Here is an 18,310-nt window from a genome sequence, read left to right as displayed (position 1 = left end):
GCACCACAAGCAGGGTGACCACCGTAATCGCGACGCCCATAGTGGTATCGGCCGTGAGGTTCATCGACGAGAAAATGGCGCTCGGCACGCGCGACACGATGCTCACGAAGATGATGAGCGACATGCCGTTGCCGATGCCGCGCTGCGTGATAAGCTCGCCCATCCACATGATGAACGCAGTGCCCGCCACGAGCGTGAACACGACGAGGATGTCGGTGAGGATCTCCGGCACCTCCGTGGAGAACACCACGCCGTACTGCGGCGACTTGAACAGCAGCAGGTAGCCGATGGCGTTGATCAGACCCAGACCCAACGTCAGGTAACGCGTGATCTGCGTGATCTTGCGACGACCCGTCTCGCCTTCCTTAGCCCAGCGCCCGATGGCGGGAATGACGCCCTGCATCAGCTGCATGATGATCGATGCCGTGATGTAGGGCATGATGCCCAGCGAGAACACCGAGAAGTTCGACAACGCACCGCCCGTGAACAGGTCGAGCATGGTCATGGACACGCCCGAGTCCTGGAACGAGTTCGCGAACTCGTTGAACGGGATGCCGGGCACCGGCACGTACGCGCCGAAACGATACAGCGCGAGGATAGCCAGAGTGAACAAGATCTTCTTGCGCAGCTCCGGTACCTTGAATGCATCGATGATCGAGCTTAGCAAGGCTCTTCGACCTTTCCTCCGGCTGCTTCGATCTTCGCCTTGGCGGAAGCAGACACCTTATCCACCTGCACGGTGAGAGCCTTGGTGATCTCGCCGTCGCCCAGCACCTTCACGAGCGCGTCGGCATGCTTGATGATGCCCTTGGCCTTGAGGCTTTCGCCGTTCACCACGTCGCCGGCCTCGAAGGTCTCCTCGAGACGCTTCACGTTGACGGGCAGGTACTCCACGTGGTTGATGTTCTTGAAGCCCGGGAGCTTCGGCAGACGACGAGCGAGCGGCGTCTGACCGCCCTCGAAGCCTGCACCCTTGCCGCCGCCAGCACGCGACTTCTGGCCGTTCATACCGCGACCGGACGTCTTGCCCGTGCCCGACGCGGGACCGCGACCCACGCGCTTGCGGGGCTTGCGCGAACCTTCAGCCGGCTTGAGATCCTTGAGTTCCATGTTAGTTTCTCCTTCTTTCGCTGTCCGGGACCCTTCCCGGCGCTGGCAGCTCGCCGCCAGCAAACTTCCGTAAATCGACCATCGGCGTGCCGTTGCGGCACGCCGACGAATCATTATATCCTACCTGCCAAGCACCACGAAGATTAGATCTCTTCGACCTTGACCAAGTGCTTCACCTTGAAGATCATGCCGCGGACGGACTCGTTGTCCACCTGCTCCACGGAGCGGTTGATCTTGCCGAGGCCAAGCGCGCGCAGGGTCTTGCCCTGGTCTTCCTTGTAGCCGATGGAGCTTTTCACCTGGGTGATGCGCAGGGTCTTCTTTGCGTCAGCCATTAGTTCTTCTCCTTCCAGCCGTAGATCTTGGAGACGGACATGCCGCGACGCTCGGAAACCTGCTCGGGGCTCTCCATGTTCTTGAGGCCCTCGGCGGTGGCCTTGACCACGTTCATCACGTTGTCGGTGCCGAGCGACTTGGCGAAGCAGTCGGTGACGCCCGCCAGCTCCATGACCGCACGAGCCGCGCCGCCGGCGATAACGCCGGTACCGGGCGTAGCCGGCTTGATGAGCACGCGACCGGCGCCGTACTCGCCGATGATCTCGTGCGGCAGCGTCTTCTCGGCCGTCAGCGGCACGCTGAACATGTTCTTCTTCGCGTCCTCGACGCCCTTCTTGATGGCGATCGGCACTTCCTGGGACTTGCCCATGCCCACGCCGACGCGACCGTTGCCGTCGCCGACCACCACGAGCGCGGTGAGCGCGAAGCGGCGGCCGCCCTTGACAACCTTCGACACGCGGTTGATGTAGACGACGCGCTCCTGAAGCTCGGGGACCGCGGCGTTGTCTTGTTTGTTACGAGCCATAGACCTTAACCCCTTCTAGAATTTCAAGCCTGCTTCGCGAGCGGCATCGGCCAAAGCCTTGATGCGCCCGTGATACAGGTTGCCGCCACGGTCGAACACGACTTCCGTGACACCGGATTCCTGCGCCTTCTTGCCCACGATCGCGCCCAGGGCGGCAGCGCCCTCGACGGTCGCGCCGCTCTTGCCCGTGGCCTTGAAATCGGGGCCGAGCGTGGAAACGCCGCAGATCGTCTTGCCGGCGACGTCGTCGATCACCTGCACGTACATGTTGGAGTTGCTGCGCGTGACGCACACGCGGGGACGAGCCGCCGTACCGGCGATCTTTCCGCGAACGCGACGATGGCGACGAGCCAGCGCAGCCTGCTTTTTCTGAAGCTTGTTCATGATAATCCCTTCGATCTCAGTCGTTCGCGGCTCGCGCCTAGTCCTTGCCGGCCTTGCCGACCTTGCGGCGGACATGCTCGCCCTCATAGCGAATGCCCTTGCCCTTGTAGGGCTCCGGCTTGCGCCACTTGCGGATGTTCGCGGCAACCTGGCCGACCTGCTCCTTGGAAGGACCGCTCACGATGATCTCGGTCTGGCTGGGCACCTCGAACGTGATGTTCTCGGGAGCCTCCACCAGCACGGGATGGGAGAAGCCGAGCTGCATCTCAAGATCCTTGCCCTTGAGCGCGGCACGGTAGCCGACGCCCACGAGCTGCAGCTTCTTGGAGAAGCCGGCAGACACGCCCTCCACCATGTTGGCGATGAGCGTGCGCACGAGGCCGTGGTAGGCCTTCGCTTCGCGGGAGTCGTTCGGACGCTCGACGATGATGTCGTCGCCCTCCCGCTTGATGGTCATGATCTCGGGGAAGGTGCGGGTCAGTTCGCCCTTCGCCCCTTTCGCCGTCACCGTCGTGCCGTCGATGGTCACATCGACTCCGGCAGGAACGGTCACGGGCAGCTTGCCAATACGAGACATATCTATCCCTCCCTTTCCTACCAGATGTAGGCGATGACTTCGCCGCCAACGCCCTTTTTACGGGCATCGCGATCGGTCATAACGCCGTTGCTCGTCGAAACGATAGCCGTGCCGAGGCCACCGAGCACGCGGGGCAGCTCGTCCTTGCCCGCGTAGATGCGCAGGCCGGGCTTCGAGATGCGCTTGATGCCGCGGATCGTCTTGGCCTTCTTGTCACCGTACTTCAACGTGATCTCGAGCGTAGCGCGCGGCTCGCCCTCGATGACGTCGTAGCCCTGAACATAGCCCTCTTCCTGCATGATGCGGGCTATCTCGACAAGTTTCTTGCTGGACGGCATGGACACCGTCGGCTTGCCGGCAGAGTTAGCGTTACGCACGCGCGTAAGCATATCTGCAATGGGGTCGGTCATGGTCATAGTGATTTTCTCCTTTGGTCCGTGATGAGCCTGTCGATTCGGTTCGTCGGCGCCCGTAACGCCTCCGCCTGAACCGTGGCACACCCGAGCGTAATCGTCGTGTGGCTTACCACGAAGCTTTGGTCACGCCGGGCAGTTCGCCTTTGTTGGCCAACTCGCGCAAGCAGACGCGGCACAGGCCGAACTTGCGGTAGTAGGCGCGGGGACGTCCGCAGCGCGTGCAGCGGTTGTGCTGACGCGTCGAGAACTTCGGCTCGCGCTTGGCCTTGGCGACCATCGATTTCTTAGCCATGCAAATCCTTCTTTCTTATATCCAGCCCGTCCGATCGTCCGGACGGGCTCGAGTGCACGTTTCAGCGCAGGTTGCCTTGGGGCAGCCTTGGGTGGGACAACGCGGGTTATTCCTTGTCCTTGAACGGGAAGCCCAGCGCGTCGAGCAGCGCGAAGGCGCTGTCGTCGTCCGGAGCCGTCGTCACGAACGTGATGTCCATGCCGCGCGTGCGATCGATCTTGTCGTAATCGATCTCCGAGAAGATAAGCTGCTCGGTGACGCCCATGGTGTAGTTGCCGCGGCCGTCGAAGCTGGTCGGCGAGATGCCGCGGAAGTCGCGCACGCGGGGAAGCGCCGTGGCCAGCAGACGGTCGAGGAACTCCCACATGCGGTCGCCGCGCAGCGTGACCTTGCAGCCGATGGGCTGGCCTTCGCGCACGTGGAAACCGGCGATGGACTTCTTGGCGCGCGTCACGCAGGGCTGCTGGCCCGTGATGATGCGCAGGTCGCCCATGGCGGCGTCCAGCAGCTTGTGGTCGGCAGCGGCGGCGCCCACGCCCATGTTCACGACGATCTTCTCAAGGCGCGGAACCTTGTTCACGTTGTCGAGGGCGAGATCCTTCTCGAGCTTGGCCACGATCTCGTTGGTGTACTTTTCCTTCAAGCGAGGAGCAGTCATGTTTTCCTGTATCCTTTCGATGAATTAAACGCAGGATTTCCGACCCTGCGTCCCCAACCGGCCTGGCCGGAGGGGGTCATTGCTCAAAGGGGCGCGCCGCCGAAGCGCCGCGCCGCCTTCATGTGCTAGTCGATGTCCTTGCCGCACTTCTTGCAGACGCGGACCTTCTTGCCGTTCTCGTCGCGCTTGTTGCTGACGCGCGTGGGCTGCTTGCAGCTCGGGCACACCAGCATCACGTTCGACACGTGGATGGGAGCCTCCACCGAAGAGATACCGCCCTGCGGGTTCTGCTGCGTGGGGCGAAGAGCCTTCTTGACGATGTTGACCTTCTCCACGACGACGCGCTGCTTCTGCGGCAGCGAGCGCAGGATCGTGCCCTCTTTGCCCTTGTCCTTGCCGGCCAGGACCTTCACCTTATCGCCCTTTTTGATGTTCATGCTGTTCATTTGCGCACACCTCCTTAGAGCGTTTCAGGTGCCAGGGACACGATCTTCATGTACTTCTTGTCGCGCAGCTCGCGGGCGACGGGCCCGAAGATGCGCGTGCCGCGCGGGGCGCCGTTCGTGTCGATCAGAACGGCTGCGTTCTGGTCGAACTTGATGTAGCTGCCGTCGGCACGACGAACTTCCTTCTTCACGCGAACGACCACGCAGCGGACGACGTCGCCCTTCTTCACGTTGGTGTTCGGCGCGGCTTCTTTAACGCTGCAGATGATGACATCGCCCAGTCCCGCGTAACGGCGCTTGGAGCCGCCCAGGACCTTGATGCACTGCACCTTGCGAGCGCCGGAGTTATCGGCCACTGCGAGCATGGTTTGCATCTGAATCATTGCTTCAACCTAACTTTCATCTCGATAGTCTTTCGCGACGAGCGCGCAAGACTACTGGGCCTTCTCGACGATCTTCACGAGGCGCCAGCGCTTCATCTTCGACAGCGGACGCGTTTCCATGATCTGAACGGTGTCGCCGAGGCCGGCTTCGTTGTTCTCGTCATGGGCATGGAACTTCTTCGTCGTCGTCATCATCTTGCCGTACACGGGGTGCGGCTTGCGCTCCTTGACTTGCACGACGCAGGTCTTGTCGTTGACGGCGCTTACCACGACGCCCTGACGGACCTTGCGGGAGTTACGTTCTTCGCTCATGTGTATCCAACCTTCCTAGCCGACGGGCTATGCGCTCAGCTCGCGGGCGCGCATCTCGGTCTGAATACGCGCGATGTCCTTTTTGACCTGCTTCACGCGGGCGGTGTTGTCAAGCTGGCTCGTAGCCATCTGGAAGCGCAGGTTGAAAAGCTCCGCGCGCGCTTCCTTGAGTTTCGCCTGCAAATCGTCGGCAGACAGCTCACGGATCTCTGCTGCTTTCATTTATTCCTGCCCTTCCGTTTCACGAGAAACAATCTTGCACTTGATGGGCAACTTGTTGATGGCGAGGCGGAGCGCTTCCTTGGCGACGGCCTCGTCGACGCCACCGATCTCGAACATGATGCGGCCGGGCTTGACGACCGCGACCCATGCCTCGGGGTTGCCCTTACCGGAACCCATGCGAGTTTCGGCAGGCTTCTTCGTGATGGGCTTGTCCGGGAAGATCGTGATCCACACCTTGCCGCCACGCTTCATGTAGCGGGTCATGGCGATACGGGCTGCCTCGATCTGGCGGTTGGTGATCCAAGCGGCTTCGAGCGCCTGGATGCCGTATTCGCCGTGGTTCAACCGGGTGCCGCCTTTGGCCTTGCCCTTCATGGAACCACGCTGCACCTTGCGGTGCTTCACGCGCTTAGGTACGAGCATTACTTTGCCCTCCTATCGTTACGATCGTTGCGACGGGGACGGCTGGGGCGAGAGCTGCCCTCGAGCGCCGGCTGGGGAGCCTTCTGGCCGGGGAGCACTTCGCCGTGGTACACCCACACCTGCACGCCGATGGAGCCCATCGTCGTAGCAGCCGTGGCGAAACCGTAGTCGATCTTGGCACGCAGCGTGTGCAGCGGCACGCGACCTTCGCGATACCACTCGCGACGGCTCATCTCGGCACCGCCGAGACGGCCGGAGCACTGGATGCGGATGCCCTTGGCGCCGCTCTTGCGGGCGGACTGGACGGCCTTGCGCATCGCACGGCGGAACGCAACGCGTCCCTCGAGCTGCTCGGCAACGGACTGCGCGATGAGCGCAGCATCGAGCTCGGGGCGCTTGACCTCGACGACCTCGATGGACACCGGACCGTTGGCGACCTTCTCGAGCTTCTTGCGCAGCGAGTCGATCTCAGCGCCCTTCTTGCCGATGACGACGCCCGGACGGGCGGTGGTCACGATGATCTTGATCTTGTCGCCGGCGCGCTCGATCTCGATCTTGGAGACGGCGGCACGGGCGAGCTGCTTGTCCAAAAACTTCCTGATGGCCAAGTCGTTTGCCAGGTTCTTGGCGTAATCCTTGTCGGCGTACCAGCGGCTACGCCATTCCTCGGTAATGCCGAGACGGAACCCGGTGGGGCTTACTTTCTGACCCATGCGGCTTATGCCTCCTCTCGCGGTGCAACGATGATGGTGATGTGGCTCGTGCGCTTGCGGATGCGCGAAGCGGAGCCCTTGGCGCGCGGACGGATGCGCTTGAGCGTGGGGCCTTCGTCGGCGAAGGCGGCCTTCACGATGAGCGTTTCCGGGCGCACGTGGTGCTGGTTCTCGGCGTTGGCCACAGCGGAGTTCAGCGTCTTGGCGACAACCTCGGCGATGGCGCGGTCGGAGAACTGCAGGATCTCGCGAGCGGCGGGCACGGACTTGCCACGAATCAGATCGATGACGATACGCGCCTTACGGGGCGAAACGCGGACATAGCGTGCAATTGCTTTAGCTTCCATTGTTTTCACCCCTTCTTATCTCTTCTTGCCCTTGTCGGCGGAATGACCCTTAAAGGTGCGGGTCGGGGCGAATTCGCCCAGCTTGTGGCCGACCATGGATTCCGTAACGTATACCGGCACGTGCTTGCGGCCATCGTGCACGGCGATGGTGTGACCCACCATTTCCGGGAAGATGGTGCTCGAGCGCGACCAGGTCTTCACGACGTTCTTCTCGCCCGCCGCATTCATCTTCTCGATACGATCAAGAAGGCGCGGTTCAACGAAAGGACCCTTCTTCAAACTTCTACTCACTATTACTCCTTAACGCTTTGCGCTACTTCTTGCGACGGCGGATGATCAAGCGGCTCGAAGCCTTCTTGGGATTGCGGGTGCGATGGCCCTTCGTGGGAACGCCCCACGGGGTGACCGGGTGACGACCAGCGGACTTGTTCTTGCCCTCGCCGCCGCCGTGCGGGTGGTCGACCGGGTTCATGACGGTACCGCGAACGCTGGGACGGATGCCCTTCCAACGGTTGCGACCGGCCTTGCCGATCTTGATGTTGGAGTGCTCGGCGTTACCGACCTCGCCCACCGTCGCGCGGCACGTGATGAGCACGCGGCGCATTTCGGAGGAAGGCATGCGCAGGATGGCGTAGTCGCCCTCCTTGCCCATGAGCTGGATGCTGGTGCCGGCGGAACGGGCGATAGCGGCGCCCTTGCCCGGCTGCAGCTCCACGGCGTGGATGAGCGTACCGACGGGGATGTTGGCCAACGGCAGGGCGTTGCCCGGCTTGATGTCGGCCTCGACACCGCTCATGACGGTATCGCCCACGCGGAGGCCCTTCGGATGAAGGATGTAGCGCTTCTCGCCGTCGACGTAGTGCAACAGGGCGATGCGGGCGCTGCGGTTCGGGTCGTACTCGATGGTCGCGACCTTCGCGGGGACGCCGTCCTTGTTGCGCTTGAAGTCGATGATGCGGTAACGGCGCTTGTTACCGCCGCCCTGATGGCGGGTGGTGATGCGGCCGTTGTTGTTGCGTCCTGCCTTGTTGGACAGCGGCGCAAGCAGCGACTTCTCCGGCGTCGACGTCGTGATCTCGGCGAAGTCCGAGACCGTTTGGAAGCGTCGGCCGGGGCTGGTCGGCTTGTACTGTTTGACTCCCATTGCTTTCCTTTCTGCGGATTCTCGCTCGCACGCCTCTCCGTACACCGAGAATCCTTCGTCTCTTCGTGGCTCCGATTGCCGCCGATGTGCCGCAGGGAGGCTGGGCACGTGCGACTCCGGTTGCCACGCGTCCGGGTGTATCCATCTAAGTCCAGACGCAACCGAGAATTATACGCAGAAAACGCTTTGTATTCAAGAATCGATTTTTGGCGATCATTCGCGAACCCCCTTGCACACAACCTGAACACAAGATACGCAAGCAAAGCCGGACGCTCGACTGCTGAGCGGCCATGCTCGTCCATCGGGAACGTCCGGGCTTTTCGGCTTCGACGGTTTCGCCTGCTTTGAACGGACGGCGAGGCCAGCTGATCAGCGCAAGCGACGCAGCGCCTTTATCTCGCACGCTATCTTTTTAGGGTTGCGTACCAGGCCCCGCCCCATCCGGTAAAGCGGGAGCAGGGGACGCATCCATGCATGACGCCAGAAGAACGGAAAGGCTTCTTGCATCTGCTCCTCGCTGACGAACACGCGGCTTGCAACGTAGCGCTTCTTGACATCAGCGTCATCGTTGGGAGAGTCTGCGCGAATGGCCTCCAGGCGTCGCTCCATCACGGTCTGCCACGTACCGTACGTGCCGCCGTTCATCAGGCGCAGAAGACGCGCCTGGTCGGCATCCGAAAGACCCGCTGTCTTTTGCGCCGGGCCTCTTTCAGCGTCCCGCCCTTGCGCGCAACGGCAAGCCGCTCGCGGATCCTCCAGCGCGCGAAACGACAGCCTGCGCGTCCACTGCTCAAAATCTCGAAGACCCAGCTTGGAAAGCTCGTCTGCAAGATAGGATCGATCGAGACCCTTGCCGCGTGCACGTAGAAACACCAGCTGATCGACCAAAAACCTGATACCGCAACCCGATGCGTCATAATGCTTGAAAGCATGCGAAACCAGGTGCAGGTAGAAGTCATCGTCCGAGAAGCGATACTCCCATCCCCTTCCGCCCCGGCCGGCATCGGACGCCTCGCCTTCGGCGGCATTCGAATCCAAGCGGACGGGCACGGCACGCTGCCAGGGGTTATGGTAGTACGCAGCCTGCGGACTGGAAGGCGATACCAACCTGCGGTGAAGTTCGAAATTGAAGTGAGGGTTCTTAACGAACGACTCATGATTGCCTGCTGTTTTCGATATGGTCCGGTAACCGCGCGCCTCCATAACCTCAACAGCCACACGCACGGCGCGCGCCGTAGTGCGCTCGCGGTCGGCTTCGGTAGCCCCCGCAATCCGAAACCCACCGGCAGGGTCTTCTTCTACGAATCCGTACAGAATATCGTTGTCCGCCATGGATCGCATATGGGGCGACGGATACAAATCCACCAGCAGCGCGCCCTTAAGAGGAAGCCACGACAGGCCGCGATCCGCCAAAGCGGCAAGCACGGCCTCGCGCTCGATGCCGTAGCTCACGCAACGGTACAAGGTCATGTCGGCAGTCGCGCTCCATTCCTTCAGCATGTCTGCCGGAACATCGCGAACCCGGCGAGCCGACGTCCAAGCCAAGCCCTCCACGCTGTTGAACTCCGCCAACGCGTAGACTTCATCCCAAGAGGCGCCTTCGGGCAGCGAACAGGGCTGCACGTCGTTCAATGCACACGACATCAAGTGAATCAAATAGAACGCGCTTTCCCTCATAAGCTTTTCCTTCTTTCAAGATTCGGGCAGCCCTCCGTAGATACGCGACCGCCCACCTGCACGACGCGATCGCACAGAGCCACCGCCCTGCCCCGATGCGTTGCCATGAGCACCGTGCGATCGGGAAGCTCGCGCAAACGACGGATCATCCGCTCCTCGCAAGCGGTATCGAGCGCGGACGTGGCCTCGTCGAGCAGCAACACGGGCGCGCCGCTGTATACAGCTCGGGCAACGGCGAGCCGTTGCCTCTGCCCTTCCGAAAGAGCGGCGCCGCGCTCTCCCAGACGAGCATCGAGCCCGCCGGGCAAGCCGTCGACGAACTCGTCGGCGCAGGCCGCATACAAGGCGTCCCTGACACGCGCGTCATCGGGAGCGCCATCCCCGTCGGCAAACGCAACCACCTCGCGCGCCGTGCCCGAAAGCAGGCAATTACCCTGCGGAACGTACGCGAACAACCCTGGGCGAACCGAGGATGCCGAAATTCGGCGCCCCTCTGCACGCACATACGCGCTTCCCTCGTCAGGCTGATACGCCCCCAGCAGAAGACGCATCGCCGTGCTTTTACCGGCGCCGCTCTCCCCCACAAGCGCCACTACCTCCCCCGCGTGCACATCGAACGAGCAGTCGCACAAAGCCTCGCGCGCGCCGTCTTGATCGTAGCGAAAGAAGGCCTTGTCCAAACCGAACGATTCCAACGAGGAAGCCGGCACTGCCACGGAGTCGCGTCCGCCCGGGTACGCTCCGCCTGCGCAGGAGAAACGTCCGACGGCCTGATCGAGTTCCATGAGACGCTCTGCGCTAGCCAACATGGAGGCGTAGCGCGAGAACAGGGATCCCATTCCCGCAAAGGGCGCCTGCACCTGACCGGTCAGCTGAACAACGGCCATCATGGTGCCGTAGCTGACCGAGCCATTCAAAAGCCCCCAACCGCACCACGCGAAGCACAGGAGGTATCCGCCTTGCATTGCCGCGGAAAGACCCGTGCTGCAGGCGTTCGAGAACGCCATCTTGCGCATGCGAGAGCTCAGATGCTCGTCCATAACCCGACGGCTCTGGCCAATCACCTTGCGCTCGCACCCGAACGAACGCACCATCAGCAAGCTTTCCAAGCATTCCTGCACGTAGCAACGAACGGAGCTTTCCGCCTCCTGCACGCAACGATGAAGCTTTTTCTGATGCGAGCGCAACGCAAGGGAAACCGCGCCAACCAGACAGCCCACCGCCACCAGCACTGCGGCAAGCAGAGGGGCCAGCATGCCCATCACCGCAAGCGACCCGAGTAACCGCGTGATCGAGGACGCCGCTTCGGGAAGCGCTCCGGTTGCCCCCTCGGCCACCACGCGCGCATCGGACGTCATGCGCGCAGACACGTCACCGGTATGTCGTCTCGACGCCAAGCCGAAATCACCTTCGAGCATCGCCGCAAGCGCTTGCTGGCGAAACCGATTCTCAAGCGTGGCCTGGGCCGCCTCGGAGAGCGCGCGGCAGGTGCATAGCACGCCCACCTGCGTGGCAAGAAGAACGCCGAACGCGCACACGGCAGCGGAGAACCCTTGGGACGAGCCCGCCACAGCCTGATCGATGCACGCCCTCATAACAAGGGCGAACGCCACCGCGATGACCGCCGCCACCGCACGCAGAGCCGCAAGGCCAACCACCAGCCATGTCCCCGGCCCGCCCACGCGCACGATCCATCGCTGCACCCGAAACCGATCGCGCAAGGCGTCGACCTGCGCTCCGGCGCTTGCACGCAACGTCATCAGACGCACCTACCCGCTTCGAGAACGAAAGCCTTGACGCGACCGAGCGAGCGACGAAGTCGCATGAGCGCTCGACGCGCCGGATACGCCCCGCACCACGCGCGCACGTAGCACCGATACCCCGTCCCTTGCATGTTCACCTGGGTTTCGCCTCGGTAAAACCCTGTGAGAACACCAAGGACGTCGGCATCGGTTATGTCGTGTTCGCGGCCTATGCAGTTGTCGCCGCAAATCACATACGAATCAGCCAGCACCTCCACCACGCGATGCAGCACATAGCGATCATCGCGCTTGTACAGGGCGACGTCAAAGCGCCGAAGCCGACCGCATGGCGGACGCACCACGACGGTGTCGCATCGGTCGCGGATCATGGGCCACATGCTGACGCCGCTGGTAACCCCCACATAGACGCCCTCGCGCTCAAGCACCTCCGCAATGGTCGACAGCGTCGTCATGCCAAAAAGCCGGCTTTCTGCGCGGTGGCCACGAACGACGCGACATCGCGTTGCGCGGTTTCGAGATCCACGTCGTAGCTTTTCACGAGCTCCTGGGCGATATCTTCCGCATCGTCGCCGCGAGAAAGCCCTTCCCAAATAACGCGACCCGTCCCGTTCAGCTTCACCATGCCATGAAAGTCGCGGCTGGCCTCGCCCGTTGCGATGACCACCGTCTGCCCGGCCACGTCCCTCAGCACGAACCCGTCCTTAATCCTCACGTCACGCTCCTTCCCCTGCATGCCTGGCTCGCATCCAGGCACGATGTGCTTATATCCCAATCCGAGAAGCGCCGCCCCGTCAGCGTCTCAAAGCTGCATCGAACGGCGTCATGCGACACGTCGCACGCCAATTCGTACATCGGAACGCATCCGACCAGCCTGTCCGACAGTTCCAACGTGCGCGCGGCGGCGCGGCTGTCGAACGGCAGATACACTTGCCGTAAAAGCCGGCCAACGCAACCGGAAGCGTCCAGGAGCCCGATGCTGTTCGTTGGAGCCTGCCGCAGAAAACACACGGCGCGAAGCGGCACGGAAGCGTTTTCATGCCAGCCTTCTTTGCCCGCCCACGGCGTGCCGTACGCTACGGGGACGTCGCCCTCGCCGGTTAGGCGAACGATGGGCTTGTCGCCATTGACGATACTGACCGCATCGCCCAAAAAGCGCTTCCACAAAAGCGCGTGCGTCGACTTGCCCGTGCCGCTGGGAGCTGCAAACAGGTAGCCCTCGCCTTGGAACGAGAGCAGAGCCCCATGCACCAGCATGCGATCGAACGCAGGCAAGGCCTCGGCGATCTGCCGATACACCGCAAGCGTCTCCAGGTAGGCGTCCGACCATGCGCCCTCGTCGCGCTCGGCGTCGATATCCTGCGGATCAATGCGCACGTCGATATCGCTCGAGGCGCCTTTCGGCACCTCGTAGCCTGAACACATGTGCTCCACCTGTGAGTACTGCGATGCAACCGACACCGAAAGCCCGGCCAGCTGAAGGCAGAATTGCGGCATCTTAGTAGTACCCCGTCCAACGCTCTCCATCGCCCGACGGACTCTGCTCAGCCGGAGGCTTTTGCTCATCGGACGGATTGTCGGATCCGGGCGAGCCGAAGTCCACTGTGTTATCGGCAGAATTTCCGCCGGAATTCTCATTGCCCGATTCGGGCGCGGGCTGATCGCCCGCCGCCTCCGGCCCCTCGCCCGAAGCCGCTGCGCCAGAAGAGCCTTCCGTGCTTGGCAGAGGCTGTACTGCATCGCCGGACTCATCAGGCGCGCTTATCTGCTGCTTCGCATCTTGGACGGGCTTGTCCGTAGAGGGAAGCGAGTTCTCGGGCGTCGCCTTGTCGGGTTCGCCATTTAGCAGGCCGGTGCACGCCAAACCAATACCTCCAACAAGAATGACCGCCGCAGCGGCAACCGCAGCGGTGATTGCGATATGTTTCCGTTCCATCGATCAACCGCCCTTCATCAACACGACAGGGGCGCAACCCGTGCGCCCCTGTCGCCCTTGCTATGCTTTAGAGTGCGTGAGGAAATTCCACGGTATCGTCGCCAGGCATGGAGGAGCACACAACGTCCTTGCCCTCGAACTCGACTACTTCCATGCTGGGAGTTTCATACTTCATTGCTTAAACCTACTCTTTCTCTCGTCCCTCTAAGCGAGGATCTTTTGTGCATACTCTTTCTCTTCCGCCGAAGCGTTCGGAGAATCTAGGATGAATTGCGCCACCTTATTCACTGAACGAATCTGCGCAGTTGGTTCTTTAAATGTCACCGTAGTGCCATCGGAAGTTTTGTACGTTACATACATTTCGACTGAAATATCTTCCGCATAGTCGTTCTTGGGAACATTGAGGAAAACCAAGTTTGTATCGATCACGCCGGAGTCATACAGCGCTTGATGCTCAGCCACCTTGGTGTAGTCGGTGCCTTTAATTGTGTACTTCCAACCAGAGCTCACAAACTGCATTTCTTCTGGAAGGAATAGCGAGTACCCAAAACGCAAGCCTTCTGATACCGAGGGCGTAGCATCCATGCGAAGCGATCCGCCCTTGAACTTCATCACGTCGGCGATGTTCACGAACTTCGCGTATACAGTGCCCTCGGTCGCGGTGCTGGGAGTGCCGTACTGGCTGTCGGCGTACCAGCCCGCGAACGTCTGGCCTTCAGGAGCAGTCGGCGCGGTCCACGTGCTCGGATCGGCTGCATTCGTCTTGAACTGCGCGACGTTGTACGCATTGTCAGCATTCGGAGCAACGTAGTACAGGCCGTTTGCCTCGGTCTGCTTGTAGTTCTGGCTATTCACATACTGCGAAACATTGCTGTTGAACACGCCGCCCGTTACCGAGCAGGTCACGTTCTGGCCGATGCCGAGCGCACCCGCCTCGCCGGAGATCTTGCCGCCCTCGATGTTCAGCGTGGTAGTCTTGCCCTGCTCGCCGACGGCAGAGATGCCGTACTGACTGGGAGCCGCAGAACGCGCGGAGCGGGACTCCAGCTTCGGAGTTGCTGCCTTAGCCTCAACCACGCCGCTCTTCACCGTCAACGTTGCACCCGCCGCAACCTTGATGCCGTCGTTGGACGAGCTTGTCACCGTGGCACCGTCGAGCGTCACCGTACCGGCAACCTCCACGGCAGGAGCCTGAGTGCTCGTCGAGGAAATCACGCCGGAACCCTTCGCATCGCTGATGACCAGCTCGGCGCCTTTGCCGACCTTAACCGCCGCATCAGTGCCCGACGTGGTAACATCGTTGCCGTTCAGCTCGATGGCCACCGGCTTCGCTTCGGTTCCAGTTTGAGGGGTGGGAATGGTGATGCCGCCAGTCTCGGCAACGTCGCCCGCCAGAACCAGCGAGCCGCCCGACTTCTGCACTTCCTCAACTACTTCGCTGACGCTCTTGGCAACACCCGTGGCATTGCCGTCTTTGTCGACAACTTGGACTTTGTTCTCGGTCTCAGAGGCCTTCTTCACGGTGTACACGGTTTTATCGGTATTCGGCTCCACCAGGTAACCGTCGGCCACGCATCCTGCCGGAATCTGGGCACTGAAGGTGCCACCGGTCAGGGACACCAGAGCGGCTTCGCTCGGAACGCTCCAGCTCTCGACGTCGAACGATCCGCCGGTCACCTTCAGAATGGCCTGCTTGGAGATGCCGTGCTGGGAAGCGTAGCTGCCCATGACAACTTTGCCCTTGAACTGCACGTTGCCGCCCACGGTCATCTCGCTAGATGGCAGATCGTTGCTCCACGTATCAACCCACAACGCACCCTGGATGTCGCCGCCGCTGACGGTCGCCTGGCCCCAGTTCTGGATCGCCGAATTTACAGACGTAGCCTGTACGCCATCTTTTTGGGTGTACGTTTGATCCTGAGTGCGGAAAGTGCCGCCGTTCACGGTCAGCTTGCCGTAGTCGTCGTTCTTCACGACGATGAACCCGGGCTGCTCGAAGGTGCCACCGTTCACGATAAGCGTGTTCGCGCGATCTGCCGCGACTCCGCCGTTCCTCACCAGCGAAGCAGCGCTCCATGTATTCTTCGCTTCATCGTAAAAACCAGAATTGTTCGAGAACGAACCGCCATCGACCGTCATCGTTCCCTGGTTGTCCACGACGTAGTAGCCCGCCGTCTGGGAGTCGTTGCGCTTCACCGCACCGCCGCCGACCGAATCCTTGATGACCAAAGTACCGTTGTTGGTCAGCGCGGCCTTGCTTGCAACCGTCCCGCCGTTCAGCGTGTAGCCAGCCAAGTCAAGCGTGCAGTTAGCAGTCGCAGGTACAGTGACGTTCTCGGTCGCATTCGCGATCAGGGAAATGGCCTGGCCGTCCGCCGTCGCATCGATGGCGTCCTGCAACGAAGCGTACTCGATATCGCCCACCTTGGCGACAGCGACAGCGGCCACCTCCCACATGCTGTCAACCGTCTGGGTCGTCTCGTACCCCGCAGGGATGTACGCAACAGGATCGCTGGAATATGTGCCGCCGGTAACGAATCCGGCCATGTTATCAGACAGGATGGCGCCTACCGACCCCTTGAACGTCCCGCCGGTGATGGCAAGAGAGTCGATATACGGGGTGCTTGCCTTGGCATTATCCTGCACGTGAGCAAGATTGTACTCGTCGATGGCGTAGTAGCTTGCGCTTTCCAACGTGCCTCCGGCGATGTCAATGTTCATGTGACCGTAATAGCCCGTAGCGGCCTGCGACCCCTTGCTCACAACGGCCAGCGCAGCTCCGAAATTGTAGTTGCCGTCGCCGCTGGTCTTGTATTTGCGCGTGCCGTCGCCTTGATACGTCGACTTCACAACCGCGTCTCCGCCGATCGAGAGGTTGCCGGAATCGATCTCGATTCCGGTCCAGCCCTCGACGGTGCCGCCCGTGATGCTCACATCGCCATATCCTGGCAGGTACATGGCGCAATCCTGAGCGCTCTTGATCGTGCCGCCCGTGACATTGACGGCGATGCCGCCGTAATCAAGAGAGCCGTTGCGAGTTCCGTTGCCCGAAACGGCGAACCCGCCATCGACGGCTCCGTTCGCATACGTGTTCTCGATGGTACCGCCGGTCACATTGAGGGTCGCACCGTTGCCGTACGGATACACGGTTGCTGCATAGCCACCGCTGTTCGCGATAGTACCGCCCTCAAGCGTAAGCGTAGAGGATACCGCATTGCTCGGATCCGGCTTGGATCCGTCGGTGTACTTCGTATCCCCAACCACCTCGAAGCCGTATTTGACGAGCTGGATCTTGCCACCCTCGGCAGAGTCCCTAACCGTAAGTTTCGCGCCATCAGTCACTTTGGCGCCGATTGTTTCATCGGCGACGATCGACTTCCCATTCAGATCGAGCACGATGCTCTTGTCCGCACCCGACACCTGCAAGGCGTCTCCGCTCCTAGAAAGCTGCACGTCGTTCGTCAAGGTCACCGTATCACCAGGTTGAGCTGCCGCGATGGCGTCTTTGAGGCTTGCGTAGTAACCGGTTCCCACGTTAGCTGCGAAATCGTTGACGGTCCCAATCGTAGCATCGGGTCCCACGTCAAACGTCCATGCAAGATCTTTCGCCGCATCCCAATAGCTGATGCCGATCGATCCGATCGTACCGCCGGTAATCTCGGTGGAAACCGTAGAGCTGCTATGATCCTGACCAGCACCGCTCGCTTCCCAGAAGCTTCCCTCGGTATACACGCTGTCGATGGCGCCGGCCTCGATAACGGTGCGCGGATGCGTGCCGACGACATAGTTGCCGGTAGTCACCGCATAGCCGCCTTGAGGAGCGGCGATACTCGCATTGGCTCCCCGAACGGTCAGGTTGCCGCAGTTGTTGACGGTCGAGTCGCCATTGCCGAGGCCCGAAGCCTGCACGACAACGTTTTCGAGCGTCAAGTCACCGTAGTTCTTGATCATGAAGTGCAGGCCCGCGTTCGCGCTGGCCGTCATGGTGCCGTTCTTGATGACCACGGTGCTGCCCTTGATAAGCTGCATGCCGTTCGTCTCGGTGCCTGTGGAGCCAACTCCCTGCACGACGTTGTACGTATGGCTGTTCAAATCGAGGATGACGTTCTTGTCGCCGTTGATTTTAACTCCGCCGGTGGCATCGCTGTTCAACGTGATGGTTGTCGGCGTGGCCCCCGAATCTGGAACGGCGGCGATGGCGGCGGCGAGCGTGTCGTACGCGGTGCCGTCGATGGTGGCCACTGCAGTTGCATTCTGCGTTTCTCCAGCTGCAAATGCAACCGGAGTCTCCGTCGTCTTGACAACGTCGACGATCTCGGACGACTCAACCGTCGGTTCTGCGCTCGAGTCGGTCACCTGCTCTTCAACAGGTACGACCGGCTCGGTTTCCGCCACCTGCGAACCGACCACGGCAGAACTTTCCTCGCCCGTATCAGCCCATGCGGCAATGGGCGCATTCATGGAAACGACCATGGATGCGCTAAGCGCCACTGCTAGCAGCTGATCCGCTCCTTTTCTTTTCTTCATACGGCCCCGCCTTTCTCGTCTGCTTTTGCTCAGTCTTTTGCTAGTACGTATGCATGTATGCCTTCCAGCAAACGTAATCGCTCGGTAATGATGAGCAATGAAAATAGAATACCCCCCCCCC

General features: G+C 61.3%; 25 protein-coding genes. All 25 read right to left on the bottom strand.

Features of this window, described 5'->3' with window-relative positions:
* The coding region (locus ACMO6A_RS06910; protein WP_418470990.1) for a preprotein translocase subunit SecY at positions 1-667 on the bottom strand (667 nt) is incomplete at its 3' end.
* Complete coding sequence (gene rplO, locus ACMO6A_RS06905; protein ID WP_009306337.1) at positions 661-1,110, bottom strand: 50S ribosomal protein L15; 450 nt, start codon at positions 1,108-1,110, stop codon at positions 661-663. The genes rplO and ACMO6A_RS06910, both read right to left, overlap by 7 nt.
* Positions 1,111-1,253: 143 nt before the next feature.
* Positions 1,254-1,445, bottom strand: a complete 192-nt coding sequence (gene rpmD / locus ACMO6A_RS06900) for a 50S ribosomal protein L30 (protein WP_009306338.1) — start codon at positions 1,443-1,445, stop codon at positions 1,254-1,256.
* Positions 1,445-1,972: a 30S ribosomal protein S5 gene (rpsE, locus tag ACMO6A_RS06895; protein WP_009306339.1), complete on the bottom strand. Its 528-nt coding sequence runs from the start codon at positions 1,970-1,972 to the stop codon at positions 1,445-1,447. Before rpsE ends, rpmD begins: the two co-directional genes overlap by 1 nt.
* Positions 1,973-1,987: 15 nt before the next feature.
* Positions 1,988-2,356: a 50S ribosomal protein L18 gene (gene rplR, locus ACMO6A_RS06890; protein ID WP_009306340.1), complete on the bottom strand. Its 369-nt coding sequence runs from the start codon at positions 2,354-2,356 to the stop codon at positions 1,988-1,990.
* A 37-nt stretch (positions 2,357-2,393) separates the two neighbouring features.
* Positions 2,394-2,933: a 50S ribosomal protein L6 gene (gene rplF, locus ACMO6A_RS06885; protein WP_009306341.1), complete on the bottom strand. Its 540-nt coding sequence runs from the start codon at positions 2,931-2,933 to the stop codon at positions 2,394-2,396.
* A 17-nt stretch (positions 2,934-2,950) separates the two neighbouring features.
* Positions 2,951-3,349, bottom strand: coding sequence for a 30S ribosomal protein S8 (gene rpsH, locus ACMO6A_RS06880; RefSeq protein WP_009306342.1), 399 nt, complete (start codon positions 3,347-3,349; stop codon positions 2,951-2,953).
* 106 nt (positions 3,350-3,455) lie between these two features.
* Complete coding sequence (locus ACMO6A_RS06875) at positions 3,456-3,641, bottom strand: type Z 30S ribosomal protein S14 (protein WP_009306343.1); 186 nt, start codon at positions 3,639-3,641, stop codon at positions 3,456-3,458.
* A gap of 106 nt (positions 3,642-3,747) precedes the next feature.
* Entirely contained in the window at positions 3,748-4,299 is a 552-nt protein-coding gene (gene rplE / locus ACMO6A_RS06870) for a 50S ribosomal protein L5 (RefSeq protein ID WP_009306344.1), read from the bottom strand.
* Positions 4,300-4,424: 125 nt separating this feature from the next.
* Complete coding sequence (gene rplX / locus ACMO6A_RS06865) at positions 4,425-4,736, bottom strand: 50S ribosomal protein L24 (protein ID WP_174262984.1); 312 nt, start codon at positions 4,734-4,736, stop codon at positions 4,425-4,427.
* A 23-nt stretch (positions 4,737-4,759) separates the two neighbouring features.
* Positions 4,760-5,128, bottom strand: coding sequence for a 50S ribosomal protein L14 (gene rplN, locus ACMO6A_RS06860; protein ID WP_009306346.1), 369 nt, complete (start codon positions 5,126-5,128; stop codon positions 4,760-4,762).
* Positions 5,129-5,179: 51 nt separating this feature from the next.
* A complete protein-coding gene (gene rpsQ, locus ACMO6A_RS06855; protein ID WP_009306347.1) occupies positions 5,180-5,440 on the bottom strand; it encodes a 30S ribosomal protein S17 in 261 nt (86 codons plus the stop codon).
* Between the two features lie 27 nt (positions 5,441-5,467).
* Positions 5,468-5,662 (bottom strand): 50S ribosomal protein L29, encoded by a 195-nt coding sequence (rpmC, locus tag ACMO6A_RS06850; protein ID WP_009306348.1) that lies wholly within the window; start codon positions 5,660-5,662, stop codon positions 5,468-5,470.
* Entirely contained in the window at positions 5,663-6,085 is a 423-nt protein-coding gene (gene rplP / locus ACMO6A_RS06845; protein WP_009306349.1) for a 50S ribosomal protein L16, read from the bottom strand.
* Positions 6,085-6,798: a 30S ribosomal protein S3 gene (gene rpsC, locus ACMO6A_RS06840; RefSeq protein ID WP_009306350.1), complete on the bottom strand. Its 714-nt coding sequence runs from the start codon at positions 6,796-6,798 to the stop codon at positions 6,085-6,087. Before rpsC ends, rplP begins: the two co-directional genes overlap by 1 nt.
* A gap of 5 nt (positions 6,799-6,803) precedes the next feature.
* Positions 6,804-7,145 carry a 50S ribosomal protein L22 gene (gene rplV, locus ACMO6A_RS06835; RefSeq protein WP_009306351.1) on the bottom strand — a complete coding sequence of 114 codons (342 nt, stop codon included), beginning with the start codon at positions 7,143-7,145 and terminating at the stop codon, positions 6,804-6,806.
* A gap of 15 nt (positions 7,146-7,160) precedes the next feature.
* Complete coding sequence (gene rpsS, locus ACMO6A_RS06830; protein ID WP_009306352.1) at positions 7,161-7,436, bottom strand: 30S ribosomal protein S19; 276 nt, start codon at positions 7,434-7,436, stop codon at positions 7,161-7,163.
* A 22-nt stretch (positions 7,437-7,458) separates the two neighbouring features.
* Positions 7,459-8,289, bottom strand: a complete 831-nt coding sequence (rplB, locus tag ACMO6A_RS06825; protein WP_009306353.1) for a 50S ribosomal protein L2 — start codon at positions 8,287-8,289, stop codon at positions 7,459-7,461.
* A gap of 369 nt (positions 8,290-8,658) precedes the next feature.
* Positions 8,659-9,966, bottom strand: a complete 1,308-nt coding sequence (locus ACMO6A_RS06820; RefSeq protein ID WP_009306354.1) for a nucleotidyltransferase family protein — start codon at positions 9,964-9,966, stop codon at positions 8,659-8,661.
* Positions 9,963-11,726, bottom strand: a complete 1,764-nt coding sequence (locus ACMO6A_RS06815; protein WP_009306355.1) for an ABC transporter ATP-binding protein — start codon at positions 11,724-11,726, stop codon at positions 9,963-9,965. The genes ACMO6A_RS06820 and ACMO6A_RS06815 overlap by 4 nt, the downstream gene beginning before the upstream one ends.
* A complete protein-coding gene (locus ACMO6A_RS06810) occupies positions 11,726-12,181 on the bottom strand; it encodes a S24/S26 family peptidase (RefSeq protein ID WP_009306356.1) in 456 nt (151 codons plus the stop codon). The genes ACMO6A_RS06815 and ACMO6A_RS06810 overlap by 1 nt, the downstream gene beginning before the upstream one ends.
* A complete protein-coding gene (locus ACMO6A_RS06805) occupies positions 12,178-12,441 on the bottom strand; it encodes a PqqD family protein (RefSeq protein ID WP_009306357.1) in 264 nt (87 codons plus the stop codon). The genes ACMO6A_RS06810 and ACMO6A_RS06805 overlap by 4 nt, the downstream gene beginning before the upstream one ends.
* The gene (locus tag ACMO6A_RS06800; protein WP_009306358.1) at positions 12,438-13,223 is read right to left on the bottom strand and encodes a hypothetical protein; all 786 of its coding nucleotides are present in this window, start codon (positions 13,221-13,223) and stop codon (positions 12,438-12,440) included. The genes ACMO6A_RS06805 and ACMO6A_RS06800 overlap by 4 nt, the downstream gene beginning before the upstream one ends.
* 1 nt (position 13,224) lies before the next feature.
* A complete protein-coding gene (locus ACMO6A_RS06795) occupies positions 13,225-13,662 on the bottom strand; it encodes a hypothetical protein (protein ID WP_009306359.1) in 438 nt (145 codons plus the stop codon).
* Positions 13,663-13,866: 204 nt separating this feature from the next.
* Positions 13,867-18,189, bottom strand: a complete 4,323-nt coding sequence (locus ACMO6A_RS06790; RefSeq protein ID WP_009306360.1) for a beta strand repeat-containing protein — start codon at positions 18,187-18,189, stop codon at positions 13,867-13,869.
* Positions 18,190-18,310 lie beyond the last annotated feature (121 nt).

This window comes from Eggerthella sp., assembly GCF_048329335.1.
GTDB lineage: Bacteria > Actinomycetota > Coriobacteriia > Coriobacteriales > Eggerthellaceae > Eggerthella > Eggerthella lenta.
Note: the sequence above shows the minus strand (reverse complement) of the source record. Positions and strands in the feature narration are given on the sequence as shown.

Bases quoted from the DNA above. Each gene is read 5' to 3' on its own strand.
- rplO (WP_009306337.1), bottom strand. From the start codon at position 1,110: ATGGAACTCAAGGATCTCAAGCCGGCTGAAGGTTCGCGCAAGCCCCGC.
- rpmD (WP_009306338.1), bottom strand. From the start codon at position 1,445: ATGGCTGACGCAAAGAAGACCCTGCGCATCACCCAGGTGAAAAGCTCC.
- rpsE (WP_009306339.1), bottom strand. From the start codon at position 1,972: ATGGCTCGTAACAAACAAGACAACGCCGCGGTCCCCGAGCTTCAGGAG.
- rplR (WP_009306340.1), bottom strand. From the start codon at position 2,356: ATGAACAAGCTTCAGAAAAAGCAGGCTGCGCTGGCTCGTCGCCATCGT.
- rplF (WP_009306341.1), bottom strand. From the start codon at position 2,933: ATGTCTCGTATTGGCAAGCTGCCCGTGACCGTTCCTGCCGGAGTCGAT.
- rpsH (WP_009306342.1), bottom strand. From the start codon at position 3,349: ATGACCATGACCGACCCCATTGCAGATATGCTTACGCGCGTGCGTAAC.
- ACMO6A_RS06875 (WP_009306343.1), bottom strand. From the start codon at position 3,641: ATGGCTAAGAAATCGATGGTCGCCAAGGCCAAGCGCGAGCCGAAGTTC.
- rplE (WP_009306344.1), bottom strand. From the start codon at position 4,299: ATGACTGCTCCTCGCTTGAAGGAAAAGTACACCAACGAGATCGTGGCC.
- rplX (WP_174262984.1), bottom strand. From the start codon at position 4,736: ATGAACATCAAAAAGGGCGATAAGGTGAAGGTCCTGGCCGGCAAGGAC.
- rplN (WP_009306346.1), bottom strand. From the start codon at position 5,128: ATGATTCAGATGCAAACCATGCTCGCAGTGGCCGATAACTCCGGCGCT.
- rpsQ (WP_009306347.1), bottom strand. From the start codon at position 5,440: ATGAGCGAAGAACGTAACTCCCGCAAGGTCCGTCAGGGCGTCGTGGTA.
- rpmC (WP_009306348.1), bottom strand. From the start codon at position 5,662: ATGAAAGCAGCAGAGATCCGTGAGCTGTCTGCCGACGATTTGCAGGCG.
- rplP (WP_009306349.1), bottom strand. From the start codon at position 6,085: ATGCTCGTACCTAAGCGCGTGAAGCACCGCAAGGTGCAGCGTGGTTCC.
- rpsC (WP_009306350.1), bottom strand. From the start codon at position 6,798: ATGGGTCAGAAAGTAAGCCCCACCGGGTTCCGTCTCGGCATTACCGAG.
- rplV (WP_009306351.1), bottom strand. From the start codon at position 7,145: ATGGAAGCTAAAGCAATTGCACGCTATGTCCGCGTTTCGCCCCGTAAG.
- rplB (WP_009306353.1), bottom strand. From the start codon at position 8,289: ATGGGAGTCAAACAGTACAAGCCGACCAGCCCCGGCCGACGCTTCCAA.
- ACMO6A_RS06820 (WP_009306354.1), bottom strand. From the start codon at position 9,966: ATGAGGGAAAGCGCGTTCTATTTGATTCACTTGATGTCGTGTGCATTG.
- ACMO6A_RS06815 (WP_009306355.1), bottom strand. From the start codon at position 11,726: ATGACGTTGCGTGCAAGCGCCGGAGCGCAGGTCGACGCCTTGCGCGAT.
- ACMO6A_RS06810 (WP_009306356.1), bottom strand. From the start codon at position 12,181: ATGACGACGCTGTCGACCATTGCGGAGGTGCTTGAGCGCGAGGGCGTC.
- ACMO6A_RS06800 (WP_009306358.1), bottom strand. From the start codon at position 13,223: ATGCCGCAATTCTGCCTTCAGCTGGCCGGGCTTTCGGTGTCGGTTGCA.
- ACMO6A_RS06795 (WP_009306359.1), bottom strand. From the start codon at position 13,662: ATGGAACGGAAACATATCGCAATCACCGCTGCGGTTGCCGCTGCGGCG.
- ACMO6A_RS06790 (WP_009306360.1), bottom strand. From the start codon at position 18,189: ATGAAGAAAAGAAAAGGAGCGGATCAGCTGCTAGCAGTGGCGCTTAGC.